The following is a 23,116-nucleotide window of genomic DNA, read 5'->3' as shown; positions in this document are numbered from 1 at the left end:
CATGGAAAACCTTTTTGATATAAAAGACAATGTGACCGTAATCACAGGAGGAACAGGCGTTTTGGGACGTGCTATTGCCAAATATCTGGCACTAAACGGTGCAAAAGTAATAATCTTAGGACGTAAGGAAGATGTAGGAAATGCTATAGCCGAAGATATCAGAAACGCAGGTGGAACATGTGAATTTATGAAGACCGACGTGATGAATCAGGAAGTTGTACAGAATAATTGTGACGACATCATTGCGAAATATGGGAAGATAGACACATTATTGAATGCAGCCGGAGGAAATATGAAAGGTGCGACTATCGCCCCAGATCAGAACTTTTTTGACCTCGAGGCTTCACAGTTCCAGACAGTACTCAGTCTTAATCTTACCGGAACAGTTATACCGACACAGGTTTTTCTAAAACCTATGGTAAAACAAGGAAAAGGAAGCATAATCAATTTCTCGTCAATGGCTGCATTTCGTCCGATGACACGTGTATGCGGATATGCGGCAGCAAAAGCCGGAATAAGCAATTTTACAGCCTTTATGGCGACAGAATGTGCAAAGAAATTCGGTGAGGGCATAAGGGTTAATGCCATTGCTCCTGGTTTCTTCATAACAGAACAGAACCGTGCATTGCTTACAAATCCTGACGGTTCATATACAGAGCGTGGAAATGATGTGATACGGCAGACTCCGTTTGGAAGAATGGGTAATCCGGATGAGCTTTGCGGTACCATACACTATCTTATGAGTGATGCGTCAAAATTTGTAACAGGTACAGTAGCCGTAGTTGACGGAGGATTTAATGCCTTTGCAATGTGATATGCGAAGATACGAAAGATATAAAAGAATTATAGAGTATTTCCAAAAGGAAATGCCGGAAGTGAACACAGAGCTGGAATTTGGAAACAATTTCCAGCTTCTTGTTGCTGTAATATTAAGTGCGCAGTGTACTGACAAGCGTGTAAACATGGTTACTAAGGATTTATTCATACACTATCCCACTCCTTTAGCCATGTCCAAGGTAGAACCGGAGGATATACTTGAATATATCAGTAGTATTTCATACCCCAATGCAAAGGCTAAACATCTTGTTCAGACAGCAAGGATAATAACAGAAAAATACAATGGAGAGATTCCAGACTCATTAGATGAGCTTCTGTCACTTCCGGGGGTTGGCAGAAAAACGGCAAATGTCATCCAGGCTGTGGCTTTCGGTAAGTCAACAATGGCTGTCGACACACATGTGTATAGAGTAAGCCATAGAACGGGGCTAGTGTCGTCAAGGGCAAACACACCGTTAAAAGTCGAGCAGGAACTGATAAAAAACATACCGGATGAAGATATTCCGCGCGCACATCATTGGCTCATACTTCATGGGAGATATGTATGTACATCAAGAAAACCTAATTGTGATAAATGCGGCATAGAAAGATTCTGTGCAAAAAAGATGGAGAACTCAAAACTTTAATGAGTTCTCCATCCTGGAAAATCAGAATATAATATATAACTAATGAAACCTTTTATTATCTTCCTTTTTTTGTTCTTGGAGTATTGTTGCGCTTGTTAAGCATTTGTCTGTGAAAAAGGTCTTCTGCCCTTAATACTTCAAATACTTTCTTTGCAGACAAAACGGTGAAGAACTTATTGTGATATGTCTGCTGAATCTTTTTTAATTCAATATCCAATTTATCGCGTTCTGTCACACATTTTTTATATTCATTACTATCAGAAGGACGTGTACGGTTTATATGCCTTATTTTATTAAATATCTCCCGTTGCTTTTTACCCATTTCACGATAAAGCGGGAAGAATTTCTCTGCCTCATTAGGGGTAAGAGAGGCCTCACGAACTATAAATGCCTCAAGTTCTTTTTGGAATGCTTCAGGACTAAAATGATTTTTCTTGTCATTGTTATTTCCTTTTTGCAGATCAGGACAGTCATTCCCACACACAATATGTTTGTTGTCAATAACCTCAGCAGCAATATTTCCTGTGTACATTAATAATAAGCCCAACAAGGATAAACAAATATATCTTATCATATTTATATTCTATATCAATATCTGTTAATTATGTTATTCGTCATATAGATAGGCATATATGTCTGCATTATCCATCATGGCATAATCCGCCACAGCATCTGTATATGCATCTGTACTATTTGAAATAATACTATTCTCAATATGCGCGACATTGTCCTTGCCTTCTGTATCGAATGTGAGATATGTATAAACTCCAAATACACATATAACTGCAGATGCTGCAACATAGAGTATGGGACGCAAAAGTCTCATATACGTATTGTGCCTGTTCGAATCAGCGGAATCTGCCGGTATATTACCGGACGTATGTCTTTCGGGCAATCTTGCCATCACTTCTGACGACAGACTGTCGAAATATCCGTCAGGAACAGAAAACAGGTTTCTTTTTCCTAATTTCTTTTTGATATAATCTTCACTGCTCATCATATTATTTATTTTATCATTATGACGGATTGTATGCTTGAAAGTTTAATCTATTGAATTGAAATACTCGGATATTTTTTTCACGGCAATATGATATGAAGCTTTCAAGGCTCCTTCTGAGGTATTCAGAATTTTGCTGATTTCACTATATTTCATATTGTCATAGTAACGCATATTGAAGACCGTACGCTGTACTTCAGGCAATCTTGAGATAGCTTGTATAAGCAATGCCTCTGTCTTATCTCCGTCGAAATACCGGTCTGCAGCTAATGTATTGGCTATTCCATTGTCACATTCTTCAAGGCTTATTCCTGTGCGTCTGCTGTTGCTGCGCATAAAATCAAGACTTTGGTTTACTGCTATTCTATACAGCCATGTGGACAGTTTTGACTCATTACGGAATGAGTCAAGATTATTCCACGCTTTAAGAAATACATTTTGGAGAACATCATTGGCATCATCATGAGTAAGCACAATACGTCTTATTTGCCAATATAGCTTTTCACCATATTGGTTTACAAGAATGCCGAAAGCCTTACGTTCTGTTTTAGGATCGGCAAGCATGTGTATCAGTTCTTTTTCCTTTATAGATTCCAATGGTTATAGTCTTTTCCGCATCCGTTATACGAACACGCCACACTGTCTTTATTCTAAGACGTTTTATTTCTGAAATTGTTTAATGTTACTCAAAATAATTTTATCGTATCCGTATATATCAAAGTATTCTTTCAATATGCCGGTACTGTCCGGATACAGTGTATAATATCCGATTTTTAAAGGTACATTCTTCACACTGACGCTCCTGACAAGGTTGCGGTCTTTTTCGTCATCAACAATATAAGCCTTTCCACGCTCTGTTTTCGGTTCCAGTCCCATTGATATTCTCAGCTTGTCCTGTTTCCATTCATCTTCCTCATCCATCAGAAACACAGCAAACTCAAATGGTTTTTGTATTCTCACGCAACCATGTGAAACCCCACGGAAAGTGCGGCTGAAGACACCCTTGCTTGACGTATCGTGAAGGAAGACAGAGAAATTGTTTGCAAAACGGAATATTATACGTCCAAGAGAGTTTCCTTCACCGCCTTTTTGCACGACACGATATTTTCCGCTGCGCAATGCTGACACTGATATTTCGTCAGGTTCCACAGATTCTCCTGTCTCACGATTGATTATATCATAATTATTTCTTTCAAAATAATCCCGGTCACCTGCATGATGAGCTACCTCATTTTTTATTATGCTTACAGGGATATTCCATACAGGATTAACGTCCATCCGCTCTATCTTACTTGTAAGCAACGGTGTTTTTGTTTTCTGGGCTCCACATCCGATCCGCATATCTACAATATTCTTTTCACCGTTGCAGGCATAAAGATGGAAAGCCGGAAGATTTACAAATACATATTTTCCATTTGTATCGAGGGGATTACGTTCCCGCCAACGGCTATATTCCATATTACAAATGATGAGCTGTTTCAAATATGCCGAGATTCCCGGTTCTGCAAGACGTTTCTTCAGTTGTAAATAAAGCGGGGAATCCGGTTGGCAGTCTCTTAGAAAAGAACCGAGACTATCTGTCTTGATTATGTGCAAAGCACGGTTTATAAACTCATCGGTTGGCCGTAGGATATCTATATCATATAAGCGTCTGTAACCGGTAATTTTTGTCTTTGTCGTATCTGCATATATAGGATCTATTCTGTTCAGTACATATATAGGGTTTACGTATCCGAAACTTTGTCCGATCGCATAACGCAAATATGCTTTTGTCAATCTGTATTCTATACGTGCGGCTATTTCATTAATCGGTTTGCCCGAGACATTCTTTACTGAATCATTGCCGAAATCAAGATTACGGAACGTTAATATATCCTCTTTCAGTTGTTCTACATAAAAAGACTTTTTGGTAAAACCAATATCTCCGATATGCTCAAGAAATGAAATCAAGGTGTCTGCACTGGAATGAATTCCTTTCATTGAAATCCATAACAGGTGACCATTGTTCTGATAATATTGACGAGAGCGGTAATCTGCTCCGGAACTATCCCTATCAGAACGGCATTGCTTAAGAATTTCCGATTTTATTTTTCCGATATCCAACACAAATTGTTGCGTTTTCAAATCTGAAAACGAATCCATCGTGATGTTTTTATTCGGATTAGAGGACCTGTTGTTACACCCAATAACAACAAGTATAGCAGCAAACATCAGTTGCAGGAACGGAAACACTCCTACATGAAATCTCATAGACTGGAAAAAACTACCTTACAGAGATTTTTCTAACAACTTTTCCTACTTTAAGAATATAACATCCTTTTGGCAGATTCAGTTCTATGCGTTGGGCAGGACCTTCTATCTTTACAGATGCAACTTTCTTTCCTGTAAGTGAAACTACTTCAAGCGTCATTCCTGCAGCCCCGTTCACACGTATGACAGACTGCTCTACCGTAATTGTTATGTTATCTTCCTGAACGTGCTCAAAGGCAGTCAAATCCGATTCATTTGCATTTCCTGTCAACGGAAATACCATGGATATTAGAGATATAAAGGAAAGTATAAGTAGACTTTTACGCATATTTACTGAATTTTATTTTTGCAAATATACAATAAAAAGCCAAAACAGCAAAATATTTCTATATGTTTTTTACATTCAGTAAATTATCTTTTATGGTGTTGACAGAATTTACAGTAAATACCATGAGTCACATAAAAACTTTAATGTTTGTTTTCTCCGTCTTTGTCCTCTTCATTATATTGGAAGCAGCCGATGTCAGGAAAATTGCCACGTAACCTGTAATCTCGGTCAAGTGGATATTCACCGGGAAACAAATAAGCCCTGCCCCTGGCCGGAGATTTCTCCTGTAGGTGAAAATTATAAATCATATTCGTTTCATCGATGTTTATAAAATGTTCTTTCCCCTGTATGGAATCTTCGGGAGTTTCAAAAATACAATCTACAAAATGCTTTATTTCTATAGTGTCTTTTATCTCTGGAGTCCTGATGATACTATTGACAAAAGCATACGAAGCCACATTCACGGTATCACGCAAACTTCCGTTTATCACGTCTTTTGCATATCCTGTTATAAGAGTGTTATAACAAACCAAAGCCTCTGTCGGATAAGGATGACCATTATAATGGTCGGCAAAATTCAGTGCCATGCCTCTGTCGGCACTGAAAGGATAAAATTGTGCCAAGGTAGAGAACACCACTTCTGTCCTCCCACCGTAAACGGCAAGACAGTCACCTAATGTATTGCTTATCTGTGTATCCGATATGTGTACAAAAGAATTAAATGCCAGGATTCCCGCTCCTTTACAATTGTGGATTGTACTGTAATGAACGGCAAGCCTTGTCTCGTCCGGATTATATGCCGCAGAGTCACATATTATTCCATACTCGGAACTGTGGATGTCAGCCCCTGTTATAACATTCCCGGAAGATGACGGATATATACGTATGCCACGCCACTGTCCGCTGATACGATCATAAGGAAGATAGCTGAACATGCGGTCCGTACGGTCACCGCGAAGCACGACGTCCCCACCCTGTACAGGCTGCCCGCAAACGATAAGCCGTCCATATACATCTATGCCGGCTCCATTGTGAAAATATATTTTAGTAGGATATTTTATTGTAAGTGTAGCCGTACTGTCTATTTTTATTCCCTTACGCACAAGTACCGGCTTTTCTGTTTCCATGACAGAATCCCTTGTTATTATAAGGCTGTCAAACATCTGAGCGTCCCAAGAATAAGCACGCAGGTTTACACTCTGTTCCACTCCGCTTTCAAGAGTGAATACAATATCATCCGATACAAGCTTAGGCATATCTGCATTGTTAAATGATGGTGTCAGTTCGACAAACACTCTGATACTGTCATTTTTGCGAATATCAAAATCATAAGCCTGGCTGCCGGAAGCATTGTCAAGATATACTCCATCGACATTCACGCGGTATCCGGTCTGGTTTCCACGCTTTAGCCTTATCTTATTTATATGCAGACCCTTCGAATTCCGGTTGTATACAGAAAAAGAATATGTAGATGTCGGCACTGTGCTGAACACAGTGTCAAGAGATATAGTATCAGCGGAAAATGAAATCCTGTATGCACTGTCCGAACTGAAACTGTCATCATCCGAACATGACAACATCATTATCGGAGTGATGAAATATATGTATAATAAAAGCCGTTTCATCATATAGTGATAAAACGGCTTAATCGGTATTTTATTATATTGATACCGAATATTTTCTCATGTAAGACTTATTATTTATTGCCGAAATAGCGCTCATACAATCCTATGAAACCGGCACAGTGGCGTGCCTCATCCTTGGCCATCTCATGCACTGTATCATGTGTCGCATCCATTCCTGCAGCCTTTGCGTTCTTTGCAATGCGGAACTTATCTTCACATGCACCTCTTTCTGCGGCAATACGTGCCTCAAGGTTTGCCTTGGTGTCTTTAAGAACATCACCAAGAAGCTCTGCGAATTTTGAAGCATGCTCTGCCTCTTCGAATGCATAACGCTTGTAGGTTTCTGCAATTTCAGGATACCCCTCGCGGTCAGCCTGACGGCTCATTGCAAGATACATTCCTACTTCTGTGCACTCGCCATTAAAATGGGCTTCGAGATCTTTTATCATTTCCTCTGTTGCGCCTTCATTTCTTGCTGCGCCAAGTGTATGGACTGTTGCGAATGTTATTTCACCGTTATCGGCCATTTCTGTAAACTTCGATGCTGGAGCCTTGCACAACGGACAACTTTCCGGAGCATTCTCACCCTCATATATGTATCCACATACTGAGCAAATAAATTTTTTCTTCATAAATTTTCTCTACTTTAATATTTAAACATAAATAAATCTATTCACATAATGTGATTACAACCCATGTTCCACATGGTTCGGATTGTCATTATATCTATGCAAAGATACGGAGAATAATTAAACCATGCAAATATTTTAGAATATTACTATTTGTATTTTTGAGAATTTATAAACAGTAGGCATATTAAAATATGCTGCTATATTCTTATAGCTTGACATCATGCTTCCGCTTCCATCTTGCCTTAGTCCTCTATGCCTTAGCCACAAGAGTTGAAACATGCCGAAGCAAACAATGCTCTGACTTAAAATCCAATGACATGCCCGGATTAAAGACAAGCCCCTGTAACTACGAATATATATGACGTAGCAACAGGGACTTTCAACGAAAGACATTTCCGTAACTTTTATTTTGCCCATTCGGCTCCGTTGCGGAGTATGAATTTTATTTTCTTACCTTTAGGTATCTCCGGTTTCTTCCATTTACCGGCAAACAACTGTACTGTTGTTTTCTTACCCTGCGGGGCCGCATCTACAGCCTCTTGCGGAGTGAAGAAATCACCGATACCGTTTCTTGCAACAGAATAATCATAATAGACGGCATGTTTTCTCAAAGCCGGTACTTCTTTTACTATAGCCTGAGTGAGCAGTTTTGCAACAATATGTGCACCATATATATTATAATGTGTATTGTCTTTTCTGCCTTTAGGTATTGTAGGCTCCTCACCCGGCAAGAACCACATGTGAAGCTTTTTTGAGGCTTCCCGGCCCAAGCCTTGTTCCAAATCATGAGTAATCTTATTTGCATCAATATATGGTGCTCCAGTCTCACGGGCAACATTTTTTGGAGAAATCCTATAGGCACCGTGTGTATCTACGAGTGTGTCTCCTTCCACCATTTCCTCTTTTGTTGCTGCAGTTGTTTTGCGGAGAGCCTCATCGTCATCATTCTTGGGTACGGCGGCAAAGAAATTACGGCGGACAACACAGTTGAACAAAACCGGAATACCTCCTTTTTCACGTGTCTCTCTCACGAATTTTCTAAGGTTGGCATCAAACGTCGTGCCCGGATCCGTATGTCTGTCTGCCTTGGGTTTCTCATCGTTATGTCCAAACTGTATGAACACATAGTCACCGGGACGTATTTTATCGACAACAGCCTGCCAGCGTCCTTCATTTATGAAACTCTTTGATGACCTTCCGTTTACAGCGTGATTGTCGACACGTATACCATCATCAAAATAGCATTGCAGGGCCATTCCCCATCCTCTTTCTTTTTGTCCTTTGTCATAAGGTTTGTTTGCCATTGTTGAGTCGCCAATCATGAAAACAGTGATAACCTTGTCCTGCTTAAACGATGTCATCACAAACACCGCGATAAGCGCATAAGCGCATAGTCTTAATAATTTCATTTTTTTGTAGTTTGTTTATTCTATTATGGGTATTAATATGTAAATAACAAGAATGTATTCTGTAGCTATCTTACATATCCATGAAAATTTCCTGTTATATACACATTGCAGCAAGGTGCTTCTGCCAAACATCTGCTGCAATATGTAGTCACGTACACTTAAAGTTTATTTATCTCTGTGATAAGTTCTTCCGGGGTAAGCATTTGCTGAGTACCGGTTGTCATATCCTTAAGAGTAATCTTGCCTTCTTTCATTTCATTTTCTCCTACAAGCGCCACATAAGGTATACTCTTTGCATTTGCATAACTCATCTGTTTTTTCATTTTTGATGAGTCGGGAAAAATCTCTGTACGTATTCCGCTTTGGCGTGCTTTTGCTACTACAGGCAGGCAATACTCCGTTTCCTTCTCACCAAAATTGATAAAGAGCAATTGAGTTCCGGTAATGGCATCCTTAGGATATAAATCAAGAGTGTTCAACACATCAAAAATACGGTCGGCGCCAAAAGATATGCCGACACCGCTGAGTCCAGGCATGCCGAAGATTCCTGTAAGATTGTCATAACGTCCACCGCCTGTAATACTTCCCATTGGGGTGTCAAGTGCTTTCACCTCAAAAATGGCTCCTGTGTAATAATTCAAACCTCTTGCAAGGGTGAGGTCGAGGCTTATTTCATTTGTAAGTCCGACTGTTTTAAGCGTGTCAAGTATAAATTTGGTTTCTTCGACGCCTTTAAGTCCTGTCTCACTTTCCTTAAGCACATCTTTGATTACAGCAAGCTTCTCATCGTTAGTTCCGCTAAGAGATATGATTGGCTGCAGTTTGTCTATCGCATCTTTATTTAGCCCATGCGACTTGAGTTCTTCATTCACATTCTCAAGTCCAATCTTGTCAAGTTTATCTATGGCAACCGTAATATCTACAATTTTGTCTGCAGCCCCTATAACCTCCGCGATACCTGTGAGTATCTTTCGGTTGTTTATAAGGATGCGTACGCGCACTCCGAAACGTGTGAACACAGTGTCTACAATCTGCATCAGCTCAACTTCATTAAGTAAAGAGTCACTGCCGACAACGTCTGCATCACATTGAAAGAATTCACGGTAACGGCCTTTCTGAGGACGGTCGGCACGCCATACCGGCTGTATCTGATAACGCTTGAACGGCAATTGAAGTTGGTCACGGTGCATCACTACATAGCGTGCAAAAGGCACTGTGAGGTCATAACGCAGGCCTTTCTCACATATACGTGATGCAAGACGAAGTGAATTACGGTCGTTCAGTTCATCGTCTGCGACTTTTGACAGATAATCGCCACTGTTAAGGACCTTGAACAGCAACTTATCTCCCTCTTCGCCATATTTCCCCAAGAGAGTATCCAGTGTCTCCATTGCAGGAGTCTCTATTTGCTGAAAGCCATAAAGGGCATATACTGAACGTATTGTATCGAAAATATAGTTGCGCTTTGCCATCTCAACGGGTGAGAAATCACGCGTACCTTTAGGTATACTTGGTTTTTGTGCCATTAATTAATTTATATATATTATTATTATTGTTATATCCAGAACTTTAATCGGCCATTAGAGAACTAACGACCGATTAAAGTTTACTGCGACCGCATAAATACGGTACTTGCTTTTATTTAGTTTCTTACTATCGTCTGATCACGATCCGGACCGATAGATATAATCTTTATTGGTGTTTCAAGTTCTGATTCAAGGAATGAAATATAGTCTTTGAATGCTTTGGGGAACTGGTCTTCAGACGTGAACTTAGTCATGTCTGTCTTCCAGCCTGGTAATTCCTTGTATACAGGTTCAATACCGTCTTCAATATTGTATGGGAAATAATCTATCTGTTTTCCGTTCTGCTTATATGCCACACAGGCCTTTATTGTACTGAATCCGTCAAGCACATCGCTCTTCATCATAATGAGTTGTGTAACACCATTTACCATGATGGCATACTTCAGGGCCACTAAATCAATCCATCCGCAACGGCGTTCACGCCCGGTGACGGCACCATATTCATGACCTATCCTACGAATTTCCGCACCTGTCTCATCAAAAAGTTCTGTGGGGAAAGGACCGGCTCCAACACGTGTACAGTATGCTTTCATTATTCCATATACCTCACCTATTTTATTAGGACCAATGCCCAGACCTACACATGCTCCGGCACAAATGGTATTGGATGATGTTACAAAAGGATATGAGCCGAAGTCTACGTCAAGCATTGTTCCTTGGGCACCTTCAGAAAGAATTCTTTTTCCGCCTTTTAAAGCAGCATTTATTTCATGTTCGGAATCAACTATTTTAAATTGGCGGAGATACTCTATGCCCTCAAGCCATCTCTTTTCCACATCTGTTATGTCATACTCAAAATTCATAGACTTAAGTATATTGGCGTGCCTTTCTTTATGGGCGGCATATTTCTCTGCAAAGTTTTCAAAAATGTCTCCTACCCTGAGACCGTTTCTTGAAATCTTGTCTGTATATGTCGGACCAATACCTTTTCCCGTTGTGCCGACTTTATTCTTGCCTTTAGATGCTTCATATGCAGCATCAAGTACACGGTGAGTTGGCATGATGAGATGAGCTTTCTTTGATATTTGCAAACAATCTTTCAGATTATGACCGCTTGCCTCAAGAGCTTTTGCTTCATCCATAAAAAGATCCGGAGCAAGAACAACGCCATTGCCTATAATATTGATTTTCCCTCCTTGGAATATTCCTGAGGGAATGCTGCGCAAGACATATTTTTCTCCATTGAATTCCAATGTATGACCGGCATTGGGACCACCTTGAAAACGTGCTATCACATCATATTCTGGTGTAAGTACGTCAACCACCTTTCCCTTACCTTCATCTCCCCACTGAAGTCCCAAAAGGACATCCACTTTTCCTGTACTCATACTGTTATTATACTAATTTTACGTTCGATTATTCTTGTTTAGAATGACTTATGAAGGACTTTTATTCTACGCCCGCACAAAGTTACTAATTTTTATTGAAAGAGAGTGCTTTCCTAATGAAAAAGTACCAGGGTATATTAAAGAACCAAAAAGCCGCAGATATTATTAATACCTGCAGCTTATAATAAATGTAATATATTTGTCTATATAATGTCGAAGCCGGTACGCCGGCTCACAGTAGAAGCCATGCGTTCATAGACAAGACCTAATCCGGCAAAACGCAAAAGAGCTGCCACCGCGGCTTTTCTTACCATGACAGAAGAACCGCACACGGCAACCTGCCACTGGTCCAGAAACTCATTGATGCCGCGCTCGTTAGGTTGCTGCCCGTTCATGAAAAGCCGAGACAATACATGAAATCCGCACAATTGATACAGTTCTTTATCAGATGCGATCCACTGATAAGCCTTTTCTGCTGCGAAAGGCAGGTATTGATACAGATTCAGTGAAGCCATTTCCGCTATCTCGACAGAATCCGTCTGTTCCATCCATAAATCGACCATATCACTTTCCATCATGTCAACCGGCATCACAAGTGTGGCAAGAATCTTACACTCACGGATATTCTCTTTCCATAGAGCAACGGAAAGTCCGTAATCCTTGTCTATTTCTTTTGCCATCGCTTTCAGCCGGGGAACAGCCGCCCCCCAGTTTATATGATAGTCAAGGCCTTTATCGCGCATGGACTGAGCCGTAACTCCATCCATTACCAAACGAAACGACTTCTTTATATCTTTTAGTTTATTTTGAATCTCTTCCTGTGTCATAAACCAACAATCCTGTTTCCTTTTTGCTAGACCTATTTATTATAGATAAGATGCATATTACAATGTTGAATATTCCCTGCTGTATCGCAGCATCTGGTGAGACATATCTTCCGAATAATCAAGCTCTATATCTGTAATTTCTCCGGCTTCGTCATACACCGGTTTCATCCAAGGATTAAGGAATCCTTTATATGGAGCGATATTCAGTTGTTCATACCTGCCAACAATCTCTGCATGAAGACCGGCGTCAATGTTTACCGCATAACGCTCCACCAAACTGCGGGCCGCCTCAAAATCGCCCTCGCTCTTTATGCGTTGTATCTCCCAAAGCAATTTTCCAATCAGCACGTGAAGCTTATCATAGTCTTTGATTTCCACATACGACTTTCCTTCACGCTTGACAATTCTCAATACGTCACCATGTGCCATACACCAGTTGGCAACAAGTGCACGATTACGCATGTGATCCTCTTCTATAATGTCACCGATATTGATACGTACAAGCTGAGTCATCAATCCGTTCATCATATAGGAATAATACTCTGCCTTGTATGCCTCCATATCGGGGAGCAGACCTAACTCCACCATTTTTACATCTGCCATATAATAAAGAGCAAAAAGATCTGCACGGGCTTCTTCTATGGTACTGCCATAAGATTTAAGAGAGTCGGGATCCACTCCCGGCAACAGTCTTCCGCTGCCATGCCCAAGACATTCATGAAGGTCTGTATGAAGCTCATCGCATATATCTCCATACTTGTCCAAAAGCTCCAAGACTCCTTCATCCGACACGAATTCCTGACGGAAGCCGCTACCTTTAGCGGCCATGTTATAAGCTTCTGTGAGATTGCCTATTGTAACACTTTTACTCCCGTATCTGGAGCGTATCCAATCTGCATTAGGCAGGTTTATACCTATAGCTGTAGACGGATACTCGTCTCCGCCAAGCATTGCCGCACAAATAACAGACGCGGTGACTCCCCTTACCTTTGTCTTACGGAACTTTGGATTCACAGGCGAATGGTCTTCAAACCACTGGGCATTGCTACATATTATATCAGTACGCTTTGTAGCCTCTGCATCTTTATACTCCACGATACCTTCCCAGGAGCCTTTCAAACCCAAAGGATCACCGTAAACTTCTATAAACCCGTTTATGAAATCTATGTCACCTTCTAACGCACCGACCCACTCTATTGAGTAATCATCGAAATCTTCAAGACTGCCGGTACGGTAGAACTTGATAAGCTTTGATATGACAGTATGCTGTTTCTCATTCTCTGTCACTTCTGCTGCCTTGCCAAGCCAATACACGATTTTTTCAATCGCCTCACTATACATACCTCCGACCTTCCACACCTGCTCTTCTAACAGGCCGGAAGATTTTACAAGGCGTGAATTCAGACCGTATGACACGGGAGAGTCATCATCAGGCTTTTTCATTGAGCGATAAAATTCTTCAGCTTCTTCTTGAGTTACATTCTCATAATAATTACATGCTGATGTAACAACAAGGTCGCAACCTTCAGACTTGTTTACACGTTTTGACATGTATTCTTCGTCAAAAATCACATGAAACAATTCATCACACATTTCATCTAATGTCTCTCCTTTTTTTAGGGGAAGGCTATCTGAAGATACTGCTTCAAGACAACTTCTTAGATATTCACGTGAAAAGCCCGGTTTGAATTTTTGACAGCCATAGTGATGATAAATACCATTTGAAAACCAAACTCTCTTCAAATATTCTTCTAAAGCATTAAACTCTTTTGTATCACGTATAACCGCAGGAGACACAAATACTGCCTCTAACATTTTCCGTATTCGGAGATTGTATTTTCCAAATTGATCAAAAGTTATATCACGACCATAGAGCGTCGCCTTGGAAAGATAGTATATATACAATTTTTGCCTGGCGGACAGTTTGTCAAATCCATTGAGCTTATATCTCAACATTTGTATGTCGGCAAACCGTTCGCCAAAGCAAAACATAGAATCGAAAACCATTATTCCTTTGTTGTGGGTTTTGTCGTTTTCTTAACAGCCTTATGTGGGTTTTGTGAAAGATGCTTTATGCGATACTCACGCGGAGTCATATTCATAAGCTTATAAAAAGAAGCATAAAAAGACTGACGGTTAGAGAATCCGACCATGTCGCTAACCTGCTCCATCTTCAAATGCTGATAACGGCGGTCAACAAGTATTGTCATTGCTTCCTCTATCCTGAATTTGTTCACGAAAGATGTGTAGTTCATGTGAAATTTCACATTAACAACAGCTGAGACATATCTTGTGTTTGTGCAAAGATCTTCTGCAAGATGTTTGGCCGAATAATTCTTATCTTTGTATTTTTTGTTCATTACAATGATATTCAGAATTTTCTCTTTCATCTCATCCATTAGTTTGGGACTGACAAGACTCCTGTATACTGCCTCTTTTTCCTTTTTTTCTGTAATATTATACTTTGCCATAACCTATTGAATTTTTTGATTTAAATATTTCTCTGCAAATATACAAAAAAAATTGATTGTCACCTGTACTTTAATTCATATTTTTTCTAAAAAATAATTAACCTCTCCTACAATAAATACACATTAATATAATATCAAATAAAATATCATTACAGGTAAGCCGCAGGTAATGAAATAAAAATCAAGACATAAAGCAAGCAAATCTCATGTTCGCAGGCAAGGAACAGTATAAAGCATAGAATCATGATATTGTTTTCATATCATGAAGCACATATCTTAAAAGTGTATTTAGGCCACATACAGAGTGTATTTGGGCTACATACACTCTGTATATGGGCTATATACACTGTGTATTTAGCACATATACACTTTTAACATTTGCTATCCGCATTTGACGCCTTTATTGTTCTTCATGGAAAACCATATAGGACTCATATACATACACGCTTTTTTAATCTTATTTACATAGTGTTTGTCACTGATATGCCTTGGCATTCAAAAGACACAGGAAATAGCCTCGCTCGAATACGAAAATCGAATATAGGCAGTCAAAACTGAAAAAATACAAAACGTCAAGTATATCACGCGAAAAACAACAGAATTACATGTTAATCTGAAAAATATATCTAAAAATATTTTGCCGTTACAAACAAAAGCATTATCTTTGCAAACGTTATCCTGAAAACAATCTTTTTACCTTAACTAATACCTATTGAAGGTAATTGAGCGGTTGCCTGTGAGGGTCATCGCTTTTTTGTTTTTTATATAGGACCTTGCTTTCGGGGACAAATCAAGGTAAAAACATATCAATTATGCAAACAAACGTTAATTATTACTTAAGTGGATATTTTTCCTTGGCTACAACAATCGCTTATCCATAAAAAATGTATAACTTTGCGGCCGATTTAATCTGGAAAGGCTCGGTAAAGAGACAGCACAATGTTTGTCCGCCTTACGGAAAAACCGTTTTTTATATAATTTATAATGTACGCAATCGTAGAAATTAACGGTCAGCAATTCAAGGCAGAACAAGGAAAAAAACTCTTTGTCCACCACATTAAGAATGCTGAAGCAGGTCAGGCTGTAGAGTTTGACAAAGTTCTGCTCGTAGACAACGAGGGAACAGTAAAGGTTGGCGCACCTACCGTAGAAGGTGCAAAAGTAGTATGTGAAGTTCTCAATCCTCTTGTAAAAGGTGACAAGGTCATCGTTTTCAAGATGAAGCGCAGAAAAGATTACCGCAAAAAGAACGGTCATCGCGCACAGTTCACACAAATTGAAATCAAACAAGTAATCGCTTAAATTTAGGAGGAGTAAAAATGGCACATAAAAAAGGTGTAGGTAGTTCAAAGAACGGCCGTGAATCTGCTTCACAGAGATTAGGCGTTAAGATTTGGGGTGGCCAGAAAGTAATAGCCGGCAATATCATTGTACGGCAGCGTGGTACAAAGCACAATCCCGGAAATAATGTCGGCATTGGCAAGGATGATACACTTTACGCTTTGGCAGACGGTATTGTCAACTTCAAGAAAGGACGCAAAAACAAGAGTATTGTTTCTGTAATACCAAACGCAGAGGCCTAAACAACAAACATTAATTTATTCCAAACAAACAATATCCCATTCTCTATGAAGGAGAATGGGATTCCTTTTTATAATATGGTTGTGGTGTGGATAATCTCATTTTAGTCTGAAATATTTGTATGGATTACATAAACACCATTTTTATGTAATACGATTACTTCTTTCTTTATTTTTTTATTATCTTTGCAAAATAATTTGTAATTACATGTCTTAAAAAGTATATATTATGCTTACACTTAAACTCATCAGTGAAGAAACAGAACGCGTAATTCGCGGTTTGAAGAAAAAACACTTCAACGATGCTGAAAAAGCTGTCGAAAATGTTCTTGCCATTGACAAACGCCGTCGTGAGGCACAGCAGAAGTCAGACAAAATAAAACAAGAAACAAAGCAATTGTCATCACAAGTCGGTGCGTTGATGAAAGAAGGATTGAAGGACGAGGCTGAAAAAATAAAGGTTAAGGTACAAAACCTAAAGCAAACCGACAAAGAGCTGCAGGAGAAAATGGAAAATGCAGAAACAGAACTGCGTAACGCGCTCTGTGCCATACCAAACATTCCAAACGATGACGTACCGGAAGGAACATCTGCCTCAGACAATGTCATTGTAAAAGAAGGAGGAATTATGCCGGAAATCGGTGACGATGCTATGTGTCACTGGGATCTGTGCAAAAAGTTCAACCTGATAGACTTTGATATGGGAGTAAAGGTTACCGGTGCAGGATTTCCGTTTTATATAGGAAAGATGGCACGTCTGCAAAGAGCACTCGAGGCTTTTTTCCTTGAAGAGGCACGTAAAAGCGGATATCTCGAAGTGCAGCCTCCGTACGTGGTAAATGAAGCTTCAGGATATGGAACAGGACAGCTTCCGGATAAAGAGGGACAGATGTACCATTGCAATGAGGACAACCTTTACCTCATCCCTACGGCAGAGGTGCCCGTGACAAACATTTTCCGCGATGTTATAATAGAAGAGAAAGATTTACCGGTAAAGCGTACAGCCTATTCGGCATGTTTCCGCCGCGAAGCCGGTTCTTACGGAAAAGATGTAAGGGGTCTCAACAGATTGCATCAGTTTGACAAAGTTGAAATTGTACGCATCGACACACCTGAACATTCTTATGAAAGTCTTAAGGAGATGCTTATACACGTAGAAGGGTTGCTGCAGAAACTGGAACTCCCCTATCACATATTGAAACTTTGTGGAGGTGACATGAGTTTCACATCTGCAATATGCTATGACTTTGAGGTATGGAGTGCCGCTCAGAAACGTTGGCTTGAGGTTTCTTCCGTTTCAAACTTTGAAAGTTATCAGGCAAACCGTCTGAAGTGCCGTTACCGCCGTGCAAAGGATAAGAAAATAGAAATATGCCATACACTTAACGGTTCCGCATTGGCTTTACCACGTATAGTTGCGGCTATTATCGAGAACAATCAGACCGAGAACGGTATCCGTGTTCCAAAGTGCCTTGTTCCGTATTGCGGATTTGAAATGCTTGACAATAATAACTTTTAATATATGATTAACGCTGCTTCCCATTTTTTTCTTTCTGAGAAATGCATAATGGGAAGCAGTGATTTTTAAGCAGAAAGTCCCATCTACAGCCAATTTATAAACAGAATGTCTTTTCACATCCTTATTTATATATAGGTATAGTACTATTTATTTTTTTTCAAATATTTACAGCCTGAAATACATCTTCTCCAATGAACAGAATCACAAGAAAACAGCAGTTGTCTGAAAAAGTATATCTTTTTGAAATAGAAGCCCCACTGATTGCCAAAAGCCGGAAAGCGGGTAACTTCATAATTGTACGTATCGGCAAAAACGGAGAACGAGTGCCTCTGACCATCGCTGACGCTGATACCGACAAGGGAACAATAACCATTGTGGTACAGAAAGTCGGCCTGTCGTCCATAAAACTATGCAACCTTAATGAGGGTGATTATATCACGGATGTTGCCGGACCACTCGGTAATCCTACACATATCGAGAAATTCGGAACTGTAATATGTGCCGGTGGAGGTGTCGGCATCGCACCGATGCTCCCAATAATAAAGGCACTAAAGAAAGCAGGCAACAGAATTCTGTCTGTAATAGCCGGCCGTTCAAAGGAACTGATAATACTGGAAGACGAGGTAAGAAAATATAGCGATGAAGTCATTATAATGACAGATGACGGTTCTTATGGAGATAAAGGTGTGGTAACTGTCGGTATTGAGAAACTTATAAATCAGGAGCACATAGACAAAGCCTATGCCATAGGCCCTCCGATAATGATGAAATACTGCTGTATGCTTACACAGAAATACAACATACCCACAGATGTTTCACTAAACACTATTATGGTAGACGGAACAGGTATGTGTGGGGCGTGCAGGCTCACTATCGGAGGAAAGACAAAGTTTGTATGTATAGACGGGCCTGAATTTGACGGAGCACTTGTAGACTGGGACGAAATGTTTAAACGCATGAGTACATTCAAGCGTGCAGAACAAGATGAGTTGGAGCATTTGGAAGAACATTTGGAAGACACAAAAGAACATAAATGTCCTAATCATACCAATACAGCATGCAATACAATACATTCTTCTGATGATAGTATAGAAACACTAACTGACCGTAACACAGTATGGCGCAAGGAATTACGAGCTTCCATGAAAGCGAAGGAACGAACAGGGATAGAGCGTGTTGTCATGCCTGAACTATCTCCTGAATATAGGGTAAAATCAAGGCTTGAAGAAGTAAATATAGGACTTACAAAAGAAATGGCAATAACTGAAGCCAAGCGTTGTCTCGACTGCGTGAACCCTACATGTGTGGAAGGATGTCCTGTAAATATCAATATTCCTTCATTCATAAAGAACATTGAACGTGGAGAGTTTCTTGCTGCGGCAAAAGTATTAAAAGCGACATCAGCGCTGCCGGCAGTATGCGGACGTGTCTGCCCACAAGAAAAACAATGTGAAAGCAAGTGCATACACCTCAAAATGAATGAACCTGCCGTGGCCATAGGATACCTTGAAAGATTCACTGCAGATTATGAACGTGAAAGCGGGAACATGGCGTTGCCTGAAATTGAAAAGGCAAATGGCATAAAGGTGGCCGTCATCGGCTCAGGGCCTGCCGGCCTTAGCTTTGCCGGAGATATGGTGAAAAGAGGATATGACGTTTCTGTGTTTGAAGCATTGCACGAAATCGGAGGGGTATTGAAATATGGAATACCAGAGTTCCGCCTGCCTAACCATATAGTAGATGTTGAAATTGACAACCTAAGAAAAATGGGAGTCCATTTCCATACAGACTGTGTTGTAGGCAAGACAATCTCGGTCGAACAATTGGAAGAGGACGGATTCAAAGGCATCTTTGTTGGATCTGGTGCCGGACTCCCCAACTTTATGGGGATTCCGGGTGAAAACGCTATAAATATAATGTCATCAAATGAATATCTGACACGTGTAAACCTCATGGACGCCGCCAATCCGGCCACGGATACCCCGATAAATCTCGGAAAGCGGGTGTTGGTAGTAGGCGGAGGAAACACAGCCATGGATTCTTGCCGTACCGCAAAACGTCTTGGTGCCGATGTGACATTAGTATATAGGCGTTCTGAAAAAGAAATGCCGGCGCGTCTCGAAGAGGTAAAGCATGCAAAGGAAGAGGGAATAAAATTCCTTACATTGCATAATCCTATTGAATATAAGGAAGATGAAAACGGGGCTGTATGTCAGGCAATACTCCAGGTAATGGAATTAGGAGAACCGGATGCAAGTGGAAGAAGAAGCCCCGTACCAATTGAAGGAAAAACCATCACACTTGATGTGGATGAAGTTATTGTGGCTGTTGGAGTATCTCCAAATCCTCTTGTTCCAAAATCTATTGAAGGACTGAACCTTGGACGCAAAAACACCATTGTTGTAAATGAAGACATGCAAAGCTCACGCCCTGAGATTTTTGCCGGAGGTGACATTGTACGAGGAGGAGCTACTGTAATTCTCGCAATGGGCGACGGAAGACAGGCTGCAAGCAATATGGACAGACAATTAAAAAATAAAAACCTGTAATCTGTTTCTTTTAAATGAACGGACTGTATACGATAATAATGCTCATACTAAGCAATGTGTTTATGACACTTGCCTGGTATGGGCATCTGAAATTGCAGGAAACTGGCATTTCGTCACGTTGGCCTTTAATCGGCATCATTTTCTTCTCTTGGGGAATTGCATTTTTTGAATATTGTTGTCAGGTACCTGCAAACAGAATGGGATTCATTGGAAATGGAGGCCCGTTTAACCTTGTTCAGTTGAAAGTTATTCAAGAATGTATCAGCCTCGGAGTATTTGCCATAATTGCAAATATCATGTTCCAAGGGCAAAGTCTGCATTGGAATCATATCCTGGCTTTCTTTTTGATTATCTGTGCTGTATACCTTGTCTTTATGAAGTGATAATTCATTATGACTGACATCTTAAAACATTGTTGCGGTTAAAGAAACATGCCATATCCTACATTTGAACAAAAACTTGAGAAAAAGATTATAAGTCGTTTTCAAAAAGCCATTTACCAATACAATTTAATTCAAGACGGAGATAATATTCTCATAGCATTGTCTGGAGGTAAGGATTCATTGTGTATGCTTGAGATGCTTGGACGCAGAATGAAGATACACAACCCATATTTCAAGGCGGAAGCTGTACATATACGTATGGATAATGTTAATTATCAAAGCGACACTTCATATTTAAAAAGCTTTGCCGATGGATATGGTATTCCTTTACATGTCATAGCCACACATTTTGATTTCTCTGAAAATTCCGGCAAACCGATATGCTTTTTATGCTCATGGTATAGAAGAAAACAAATATTCAATTTAGCACAGAAACTTGGATGCAATAAAATTGCATTGGGACATCACATGGATGATATTATACACACAGCTATGATGAACCAGTTCTTCCAAGGTCAGTTTTCAACAATGCCGGTCAAGCTTCAAATGAAAAAAATACCTCTGGCAATCATAAGACCATTGTGTCTCGTATCAGAAACTGACATATCCCAATATGCAGAAATGAAGGGGTATGAGAAACAAAAAAAGCTTTGTCCGTTTGAAAAAGAGTCTCATCGTACAAATATGCGGGATATTTTCAATACGATAGAAAAAATAAATCCGGAAGCAAGATACTCCATGTGGAATGCATTGGAGGCTGCCGGAAAACTAATAGAACTGTAATTGTTTCACCAATAAGCATCATAAATTTTTATATATGATTAATGAATCTGTCTATAAAAAGATATACTTGTATAATATTAAAATAAAACAGGTATATAAAGTTTCTATACATTAAAGAAAAAAGTGTTTTTGTTTTGCCCTTTCTGTAAATTACATTATCTTTGTACAAATTATAGTAGTAATATTGCAATCTGAATAAGATGAGAGTAAAAAATATATTTATAATCATAGTACTTTTATTAATTGGCATTGCCGCATCTGCGCAGAAGAAACGTATACAGACAAAAAAAGCAAAAGATAAAATTGCCACTGTAGACAATGCGGCAGAACAGAAAATAAAATTAATGACTGAGGCTACACAGAAAATAATTGTCGTAGACAGTATTGTTGTAAACAGAAATGATTTCTTGAAAGAATATCTACTCAATCCTGAAGCAGGAAAAATAGGCAGATATAATGATTTGTTTAATTCAAAAAAACATCCGGATGCATTTGCATACATAAATGAATTAGGAGACAAATGCTATTATTCGATGATAGTTGACACTGCAGGAACAATGAAACTTTATACCAGTGATTACTTTGATGGCAATTGGACAAAACCGGAAAAGCTAAAGGGGTTGGATGAAGACCTTGACATAACAAGCATCAATTATCCTTTCATGATGGCAGACGGGACAACATTGTACTTTGCAGCAAAAGGAAATGAAAGCATTGGCGGATTTGATATTTTTGTCACAAGATTCGATTCTGAGACAGGCAAATTCCTAAAACCTGAAAATATCGGCATGCCATTCAATTCTACAGCCAATGACTATATGTACGCAATAGACGAATATGCCAATATCGGATGGTTTGCCACAGACAGAGGCCAAGATGAAAACAAAGTATGCATATATACATTTATTCCTTCAGAAACAAGACAGACATATAGTATTGAAGAATATAGTAGTGAACAGATAGAACGTTTTTCGAAACTCACATCAATCTCTGAAACTTGGGGAAAAGGCGGTGAACGAAAACAGGCATTGGCAAGAATAAAAGAAATACCCAATCGCTTGAAAAAAATGAATGCCGCAAAAGTAGGATTTACGTTCATAATAAATGATAAGATAACTTATAAGGATCTTGCTGATTTTAAAACCGAAGAGGGAATGAGAATGTTTATCGAACTCCAAAGAAAACAAGAACAACATAAGAAACTTTCCGATGCTCTCAGTAAGGCCCGCAAATATTATATGAAAGCAGGAAACAGCGAAAGGACGGCATTAAAAGCAGATATTCTTAAAAGTGAACAATTATGTGAATTAATAGAATCCGAAATATTGAAAACAGAAAAAAATATAAGAAATGCCGAGAATAAAGCACTTGGAAAAAAGTGAATTA

General features: G+C 39.5%; 22 protein-coding genes. 9 read left to right on the top strand and 13 right to left on the bottom strand.

Annotated features, from left to right (window positions below):
* Nucleotide 1: 1 nt before the first annotated feature.
* Together HPS56_RS12415 and nth are read left to right on the top strand one after the other, a co-directional pair.
* Nucleotides 2–814 carry an SDR family oxidoreductase gene (locus HPS56_RS12415; protein ID WP_172277197.1) on the top strand — a complete coding sequence of 271 codons (813 nt, stop codon included), beginning with the start codon at nucleotides 2–4 and terminating at the stop codon, nucleotides 812–814.
* Between the two features lies 1 nt (nucleotide 815).
* Nucleotides 816–1,463: an endonuclease III gene (gene nth / locus HPS56_RS12410; RefSeq protein WP_172277194.1), complete on the top strand. Its 648-nt coding sequence runs from the start codon at nucleotides 816–818 to the stop codon at nucleotides 1,461–1,463.
* A 55-nt stretch (nucleotides 1,464–1,518) separates the two neighbouring features.
* Here the strand turns inward: nth and HPS56_RS12405 are convergent, their stop codons facing one another.
* The 13 genes from HPS56_RS12405 to HPS56_RS12345 form a co-directional block, all read right to left on the bottom strand.
* Nucleotides 1,519–2,037, bottom strand: a complete 519-nt coding sequence (locus HPS56_RS12405) for a hypothetical protein (protein WP_253952472.1) — start codon at nucleotides 2,035–2,037, stop codon at nucleotides 1,519–1,521.
* Nucleotides 2,038–2,070: 33 nt separating this feature from the next.
* The gene (locus HPS56_RS12400; RefSeq protein ID WP_172277191.1) at nucleotides 2,071–2,463 is read right to left on the bottom strand and encodes a hypothetical protein; all 393 of its coding nucleotides are present in this window, start codon (nucleotides 2,461–2,463) and stop codon (nucleotides 2,071–2,073) included.
* A 42-nt stretch (nucleotides 2,464–2,505) separates the two neighbouring features.
* Nucleotides 2,506–3,057, bottom strand: a complete 552-nt coding sequence (locus HPS56_RS12395) for an RNA polymerase sigma factor (RefSeq protein WP_369800315.1) — start codon at nucleotides 3,055–3,057, stop codon at nucleotides 2,506–2,508.
* A 63-nt stretch (nucleotides 3,058–3,120) separates the two neighbouring features.
* Nucleotides 3,121–4,602 carry a L,D-transpeptidase family protein gene (locus HPS56_RS12390; protein ID WP_256372624.1) on the bottom strand — a complete coding sequence of 494 codons (1,482 nt, stop codon included), beginning with the start codon at nucleotides 4,600–4,602 and terminating at the stop codon, nucleotides 3,121–3,123.
* 121 nt (nucleotides 4,603–4,723) lie between these two features.
* On the bottom strand, nucleotides 4,724–5,038 hold the full coding sequence (locus tag HPS56_RS12385) for a T9SS type A sorting domain-containing protein (protein WP_172277185.1): 315 nt from the start codon (nucleotides 5,036–5,038) through the stop codon (nucleotides 4,724–4,726).
* Nucleotides 5,039–5,178: 140 nt separating this feature from the next.
* Nucleotides 5,179–6,666, bottom strand: a complete 1,488-nt coding sequence (locus tag HPS56_RS12380; RefSeq protein ID WP_172277182.1) for a right-handed parallel beta-helix repeat-containing protein — start codon at nucleotides 6,664–6,666, stop codon at nucleotides 5,179–5,181.
* 68 nt (nucleotides 6,667–6,734) lie between these two features.
* Nucleotides 6,735–7,295, bottom strand: coding sequence for an NADH peroxidase (locus tag HPS56_RS12375; protein ID WP_172277179.1), 561 nt, complete (start codon nucleotides 7,293–7,295; stop codon nucleotides 6,735–6,737).
* A 404-nt stretch (nucleotides 7,296–7,699) separates the two neighbouring features.
* Complete coding sequence (locus HPS56_RS12370; RefSeq protein WP_172277176.1) at nucleotides 7,700–8,704, bottom strand: rhamnogalacturonan acetylesterase; 1,005 nt, start codon at nucleotides 8,702–8,704, stop codon at nucleotides 7,700–7,702.
* 158 nt (nucleotides 8,705–8,862) lie between these two features.
* On the bottom strand, nucleotides 8,863–10,230 hold the full coding sequence (gene hisS, locus HPS56_RS12365) for a histidine--tRNA ligase (RefSeq protein WP_172277173.1): 1,368 nt from the start codon (nucleotides 10,228–10,230) through the stop codon (nucleotides 8,863–8,865).
* 116 nt (nucleotides 10,231–10,346) lie between these two features.
* Nucleotides 10,347–11,618 (bottom strand): adenylosuccinate synthase, encoded by a 1,272-nt coding sequence (locus HPS56_RS12360; RefSeq protein WP_172277170.1) that lies wholly within the window; start codon nucleotides 11,616–11,618, stop codon nucleotides 10,347–10,349.
* Nucleotides 11,619–11,821: 203 nt separating this feature from the next.
* Nucleotides 11,822–12,445: a DNA alkylation repair protein gene (locus HPS56_RS12355; protein WP_172277167.1), complete on the bottom strand. Its 624-nt coding sequence runs from the start codon at nucleotides 12,443–12,445 to the stop codon at nucleotides 11,822–11,824.
* A gap of 57 nt (nucleotides 12,446–12,502) precedes the next feature.
* Nucleotides 12,503–14,452, bottom strand: a complete 1,950-nt coding sequence (locus tag HPS56_RS12350; protein WP_369800314.1) for a dipeptidyl-peptidase 3 family protein — start codon at nucleotides 14,450–14,452, stop codon at nucleotides 12,503–12,505.
* The gene (locus HPS56_RS12345; RefSeq protein ID WP_172277164.1) at nucleotides 14,452–14,916 is read right to left on the bottom strand and encodes a helix-turn-helix domain-containing protein; all 465 of its coding nucleotides are present in this window, start codon (nucleotides 14,914–14,916) and stop codon (nucleotides 14,452–14,454) included. The genes HPS56_RS12350 and HPS56_RS12345 overlap by 1 nt, the downstream gene beginning before the upstream one ends.
* 984 nt (nucleotides 14,917–15,900) lie before the next feature.
* On the opposite strand from HPS56_RS12345, the gene rplU reads away from it, so the two are divergent.
* From rplU to HPS56_RS12310, 7 genes are all read left to right on the top strand, one after another.
* Entirely contained in the window at nucleotides 15,901–16,218 is a 318-nt protein-coding gene (rplU, locus tag HPS56_RS12340; protein ID WP_172277161.1) for a 50S ribosomal protein L21, read from the top strand.
* A 17-nt stretch (nucleotides 16,219–16,235) separates the two neighbouring features.
* Nucleotides 16,236–16,499, top strand: a complete 264-nt coding sequence (gene rpmA / locus HPS56_RS12335; protein WP_172277158.1) for a 50S ribosomal protein L27 — start codon at nucleotides 16,236–16,238, stop codon at nucleotides 16,497–16,499.
* A 226-nt stretch (nucleotides 16,500–16,725) separates the two neighbouring features.
* Entirely contained in the window at nucleotides 16,726–18,015 is a 1,290-nt protein-coding gene (gene serS, locus HPS56_RS12330; protein WP_172277155.1) for a serine--tRNA ligase, read from the top strand.
* 191 nt (nucleotides 18,016–18,206) lie between these two features.
* Nucleotides 18,207–20,564 (top strand): bifunctional dihydroorotate dehydrogenase B NAD binding subunit/NADPH-dependent glutamate synthase, encoded by a 2,358-nt coding sequence (locus HPS56_RS12325; protein WP_172277152.1) that lies wholly within the window; start codon nucleotides 18,207–18,209, stop codon nucleotides 20,562–20,564.
* Between the two features lie 14 nt (nucleotides 20,565–20,578).
* Nucleotides 20,579–20,947, top strand: coding sequence for a DMT family protein (locus HPS56_RS12320; protein WP_172277149.1), 369 nt, complete (start codon nucleotides 20,579–20,581; stop codon nucleotides 20,945–20,947).
* A gap of 48 nt (nucleotides 20,948–20,995) precedes the next feature.
* On the top strand, nucleotides 20,996–21,730 hold the full coding sequence (locus HPS56_RS12315; protein ID WP_172277146.1) for a tRNA 2-thiocytidine biosynthesis TtcA family protein: 735 nt from the start codon (nucleotides 20,996–20,998) through the stop codon (nucleotides 21,728–21,730).
* A 200-nt stretch (nucleotides 21,731–21,930) separates the two neighbouring features.
* Nucleotides 21,931–23,112: a YncE family protein gene (locus HPS56_RS12310; protein ID WP_172277143.1), complete on the top strand. Its 1,182-nt coding sequence runs from the start codon at nucleotides 21,931–21,933 to the stop codon at nucleotides 23,110–23,112.
* Nucleotides 23,113–23,116: the final 4 nt, after the last annotated feature.

This window comes from Xylanibacter muris (assembly GCF_013166605.1).
GTDB classification, from domain to species: domain Bacteria; phylum Bacteroidota; class Bacteroidia; order Bacteroidales; family Bacteroidaceae; genus Prevotella; species Prevotella muris.
This window is presented reverse-complemented; position numbering and strand designations above follow the sequence as displayed.

Bases quoted from the DNA above. Each gene is read 5' to 3' on its own strand.
- HPS56_RS12310 (WP_172277143.1), top strand. From the start codon at position 21,931: ATGAGAGTAAAAAATATATTTATAATCATAGTACTTTTATTAATTGGC.
- HPS56_RS12320 (WP_172277149.1), top strand. From the start codon at position 20,579: ATGAACGGACTGTATACGATAATAATGCTCATACTAAGCAATGTGTTT.
- HPS56_RS12325 (WP_172277152.1), top strand. From the start codon at position 18,207: ATGAACAGAATCACAAGAAAACAGCAGTTGTCTGAAAAAGTATATCTT.
- HPS56_RS12360 (WP_172277170.1), bottom strand. From the start codon at position 11,618: ATGAGTACAGGAAAAGTGGATGTCCTTTTGGGACTTCAGTGGGGAGAT.
- HPS56_RS12405 (WP_253952472.1), bottom strand. From the start codon at position 2,037: ATGATAAGATATATTTGTTTATCCTTGTTGGGCTTATTATTAATGTAC.
- HPS56_RS12385 (WP_172277185.1), bottom strand. From the start codon at position 5,038: ATGCGTAAAAGTCTACTTATACTTTCCTTTATATCTCTAATATCCATG.
- HPS56_RS12355 (WP_172277167.1), bottom strand. From the start codon at position 12,445: ATGACACAGGAAGAGATTCAAAATAAACTAAAAGATATAAAGAAGTCG.
- HPS56_RS12370 (WP_172277176.1), bottom strand. From the start codon at position 8,704: ATGAAATTATTAAGACTATGCGCTTATGCGCTTATCGCGGTGTTTGTG.
- HPS56_RS12415 (WP_172277197.1), top strand. From the start codon at position 2: ATGGAAAACCTTTTTGATATAAAAGACAATGTGACCGTAATCACAGGA.
- rplU (WP_172277161.1), top strand. From the start codon at position 15,901: ATGTACGCAATCGTAGAAATTAACGGTCAGCAATTCAAGGCAGAACAA.
- serS (WP_172277155.1), top strand. From the start codon at position 16,726: ATGCTTACACTTAAACTCATCAGTGAAGAAACAGAACGCGTAATTCGC.
- HPS56_RS12400 (WP_172277191.1), bottom strand. From the start codon at position 2,463: ATGATGAGCAGTGAAGATTATATCAAAAAGAAATTAGGAAAAAGAAAC.
- HPS56_RS12390 (WP_256372624.1), bottom strand. From the start codon at position 4,602: ATGGATTCGTTTTCAGATTTGAAAACGCAACAATTTGTGTTGGATATC.
- rpmA (WP_172277158.1), top strand. From the start codon at position 16,236: ATGGCACATAAAAAAGGTGTAGGTAGTTCAAAGAACGGCCGTGAATCT.
- nth (WP_172277194.1), top strand. From the start codon at position 816: ATGCGAAGATACGAAAGATATAAAAGAATTATAGAGTATTTCCAAAAG.
- hisS (WP_172277173.1), bottom strand. From the start codon at position 10,230: ATGGCACAAAAACCAAGTATACCTAAAGGTACGCGTGATTTCTCACCC.
- HPS56_RS12345 (WP_172277164.1), bottom strand. From the start codon at position 14,916: ATGGCAAAGTATAATATTACAGAAAAAAAGGAAAAAGAGGCAGTATAC.
- HPS56_RS12375 (WP_172277179.1), bottom strand. From the start codon at position 7,295: ATGAAGAAAAAATTTATTTGCTCAGTATGTGGATACATATATGAGGGT.
- HPS56_RS12350 (WP_369800314.1), bottom strand. From the start codon at position 14,452: ATGGTTTTCGATTCTATGTTTTGCTTTGGCGAACGGTTTGCCGACATA.
- HPS56_RS12315 (WP_172277146.1), top strand. From the start codon at position 20,996: ATGCCATATCCTACATTTGAACAAAAACTTGAGAAAAAGATTATAAGT.
- HPS56_RS12380 (WP_172277182.1), bottom strand. From the start codon at position 6,666: ATGATGAAACGGCTTTTATTATACATATATTTCATCACTCCGATAATG.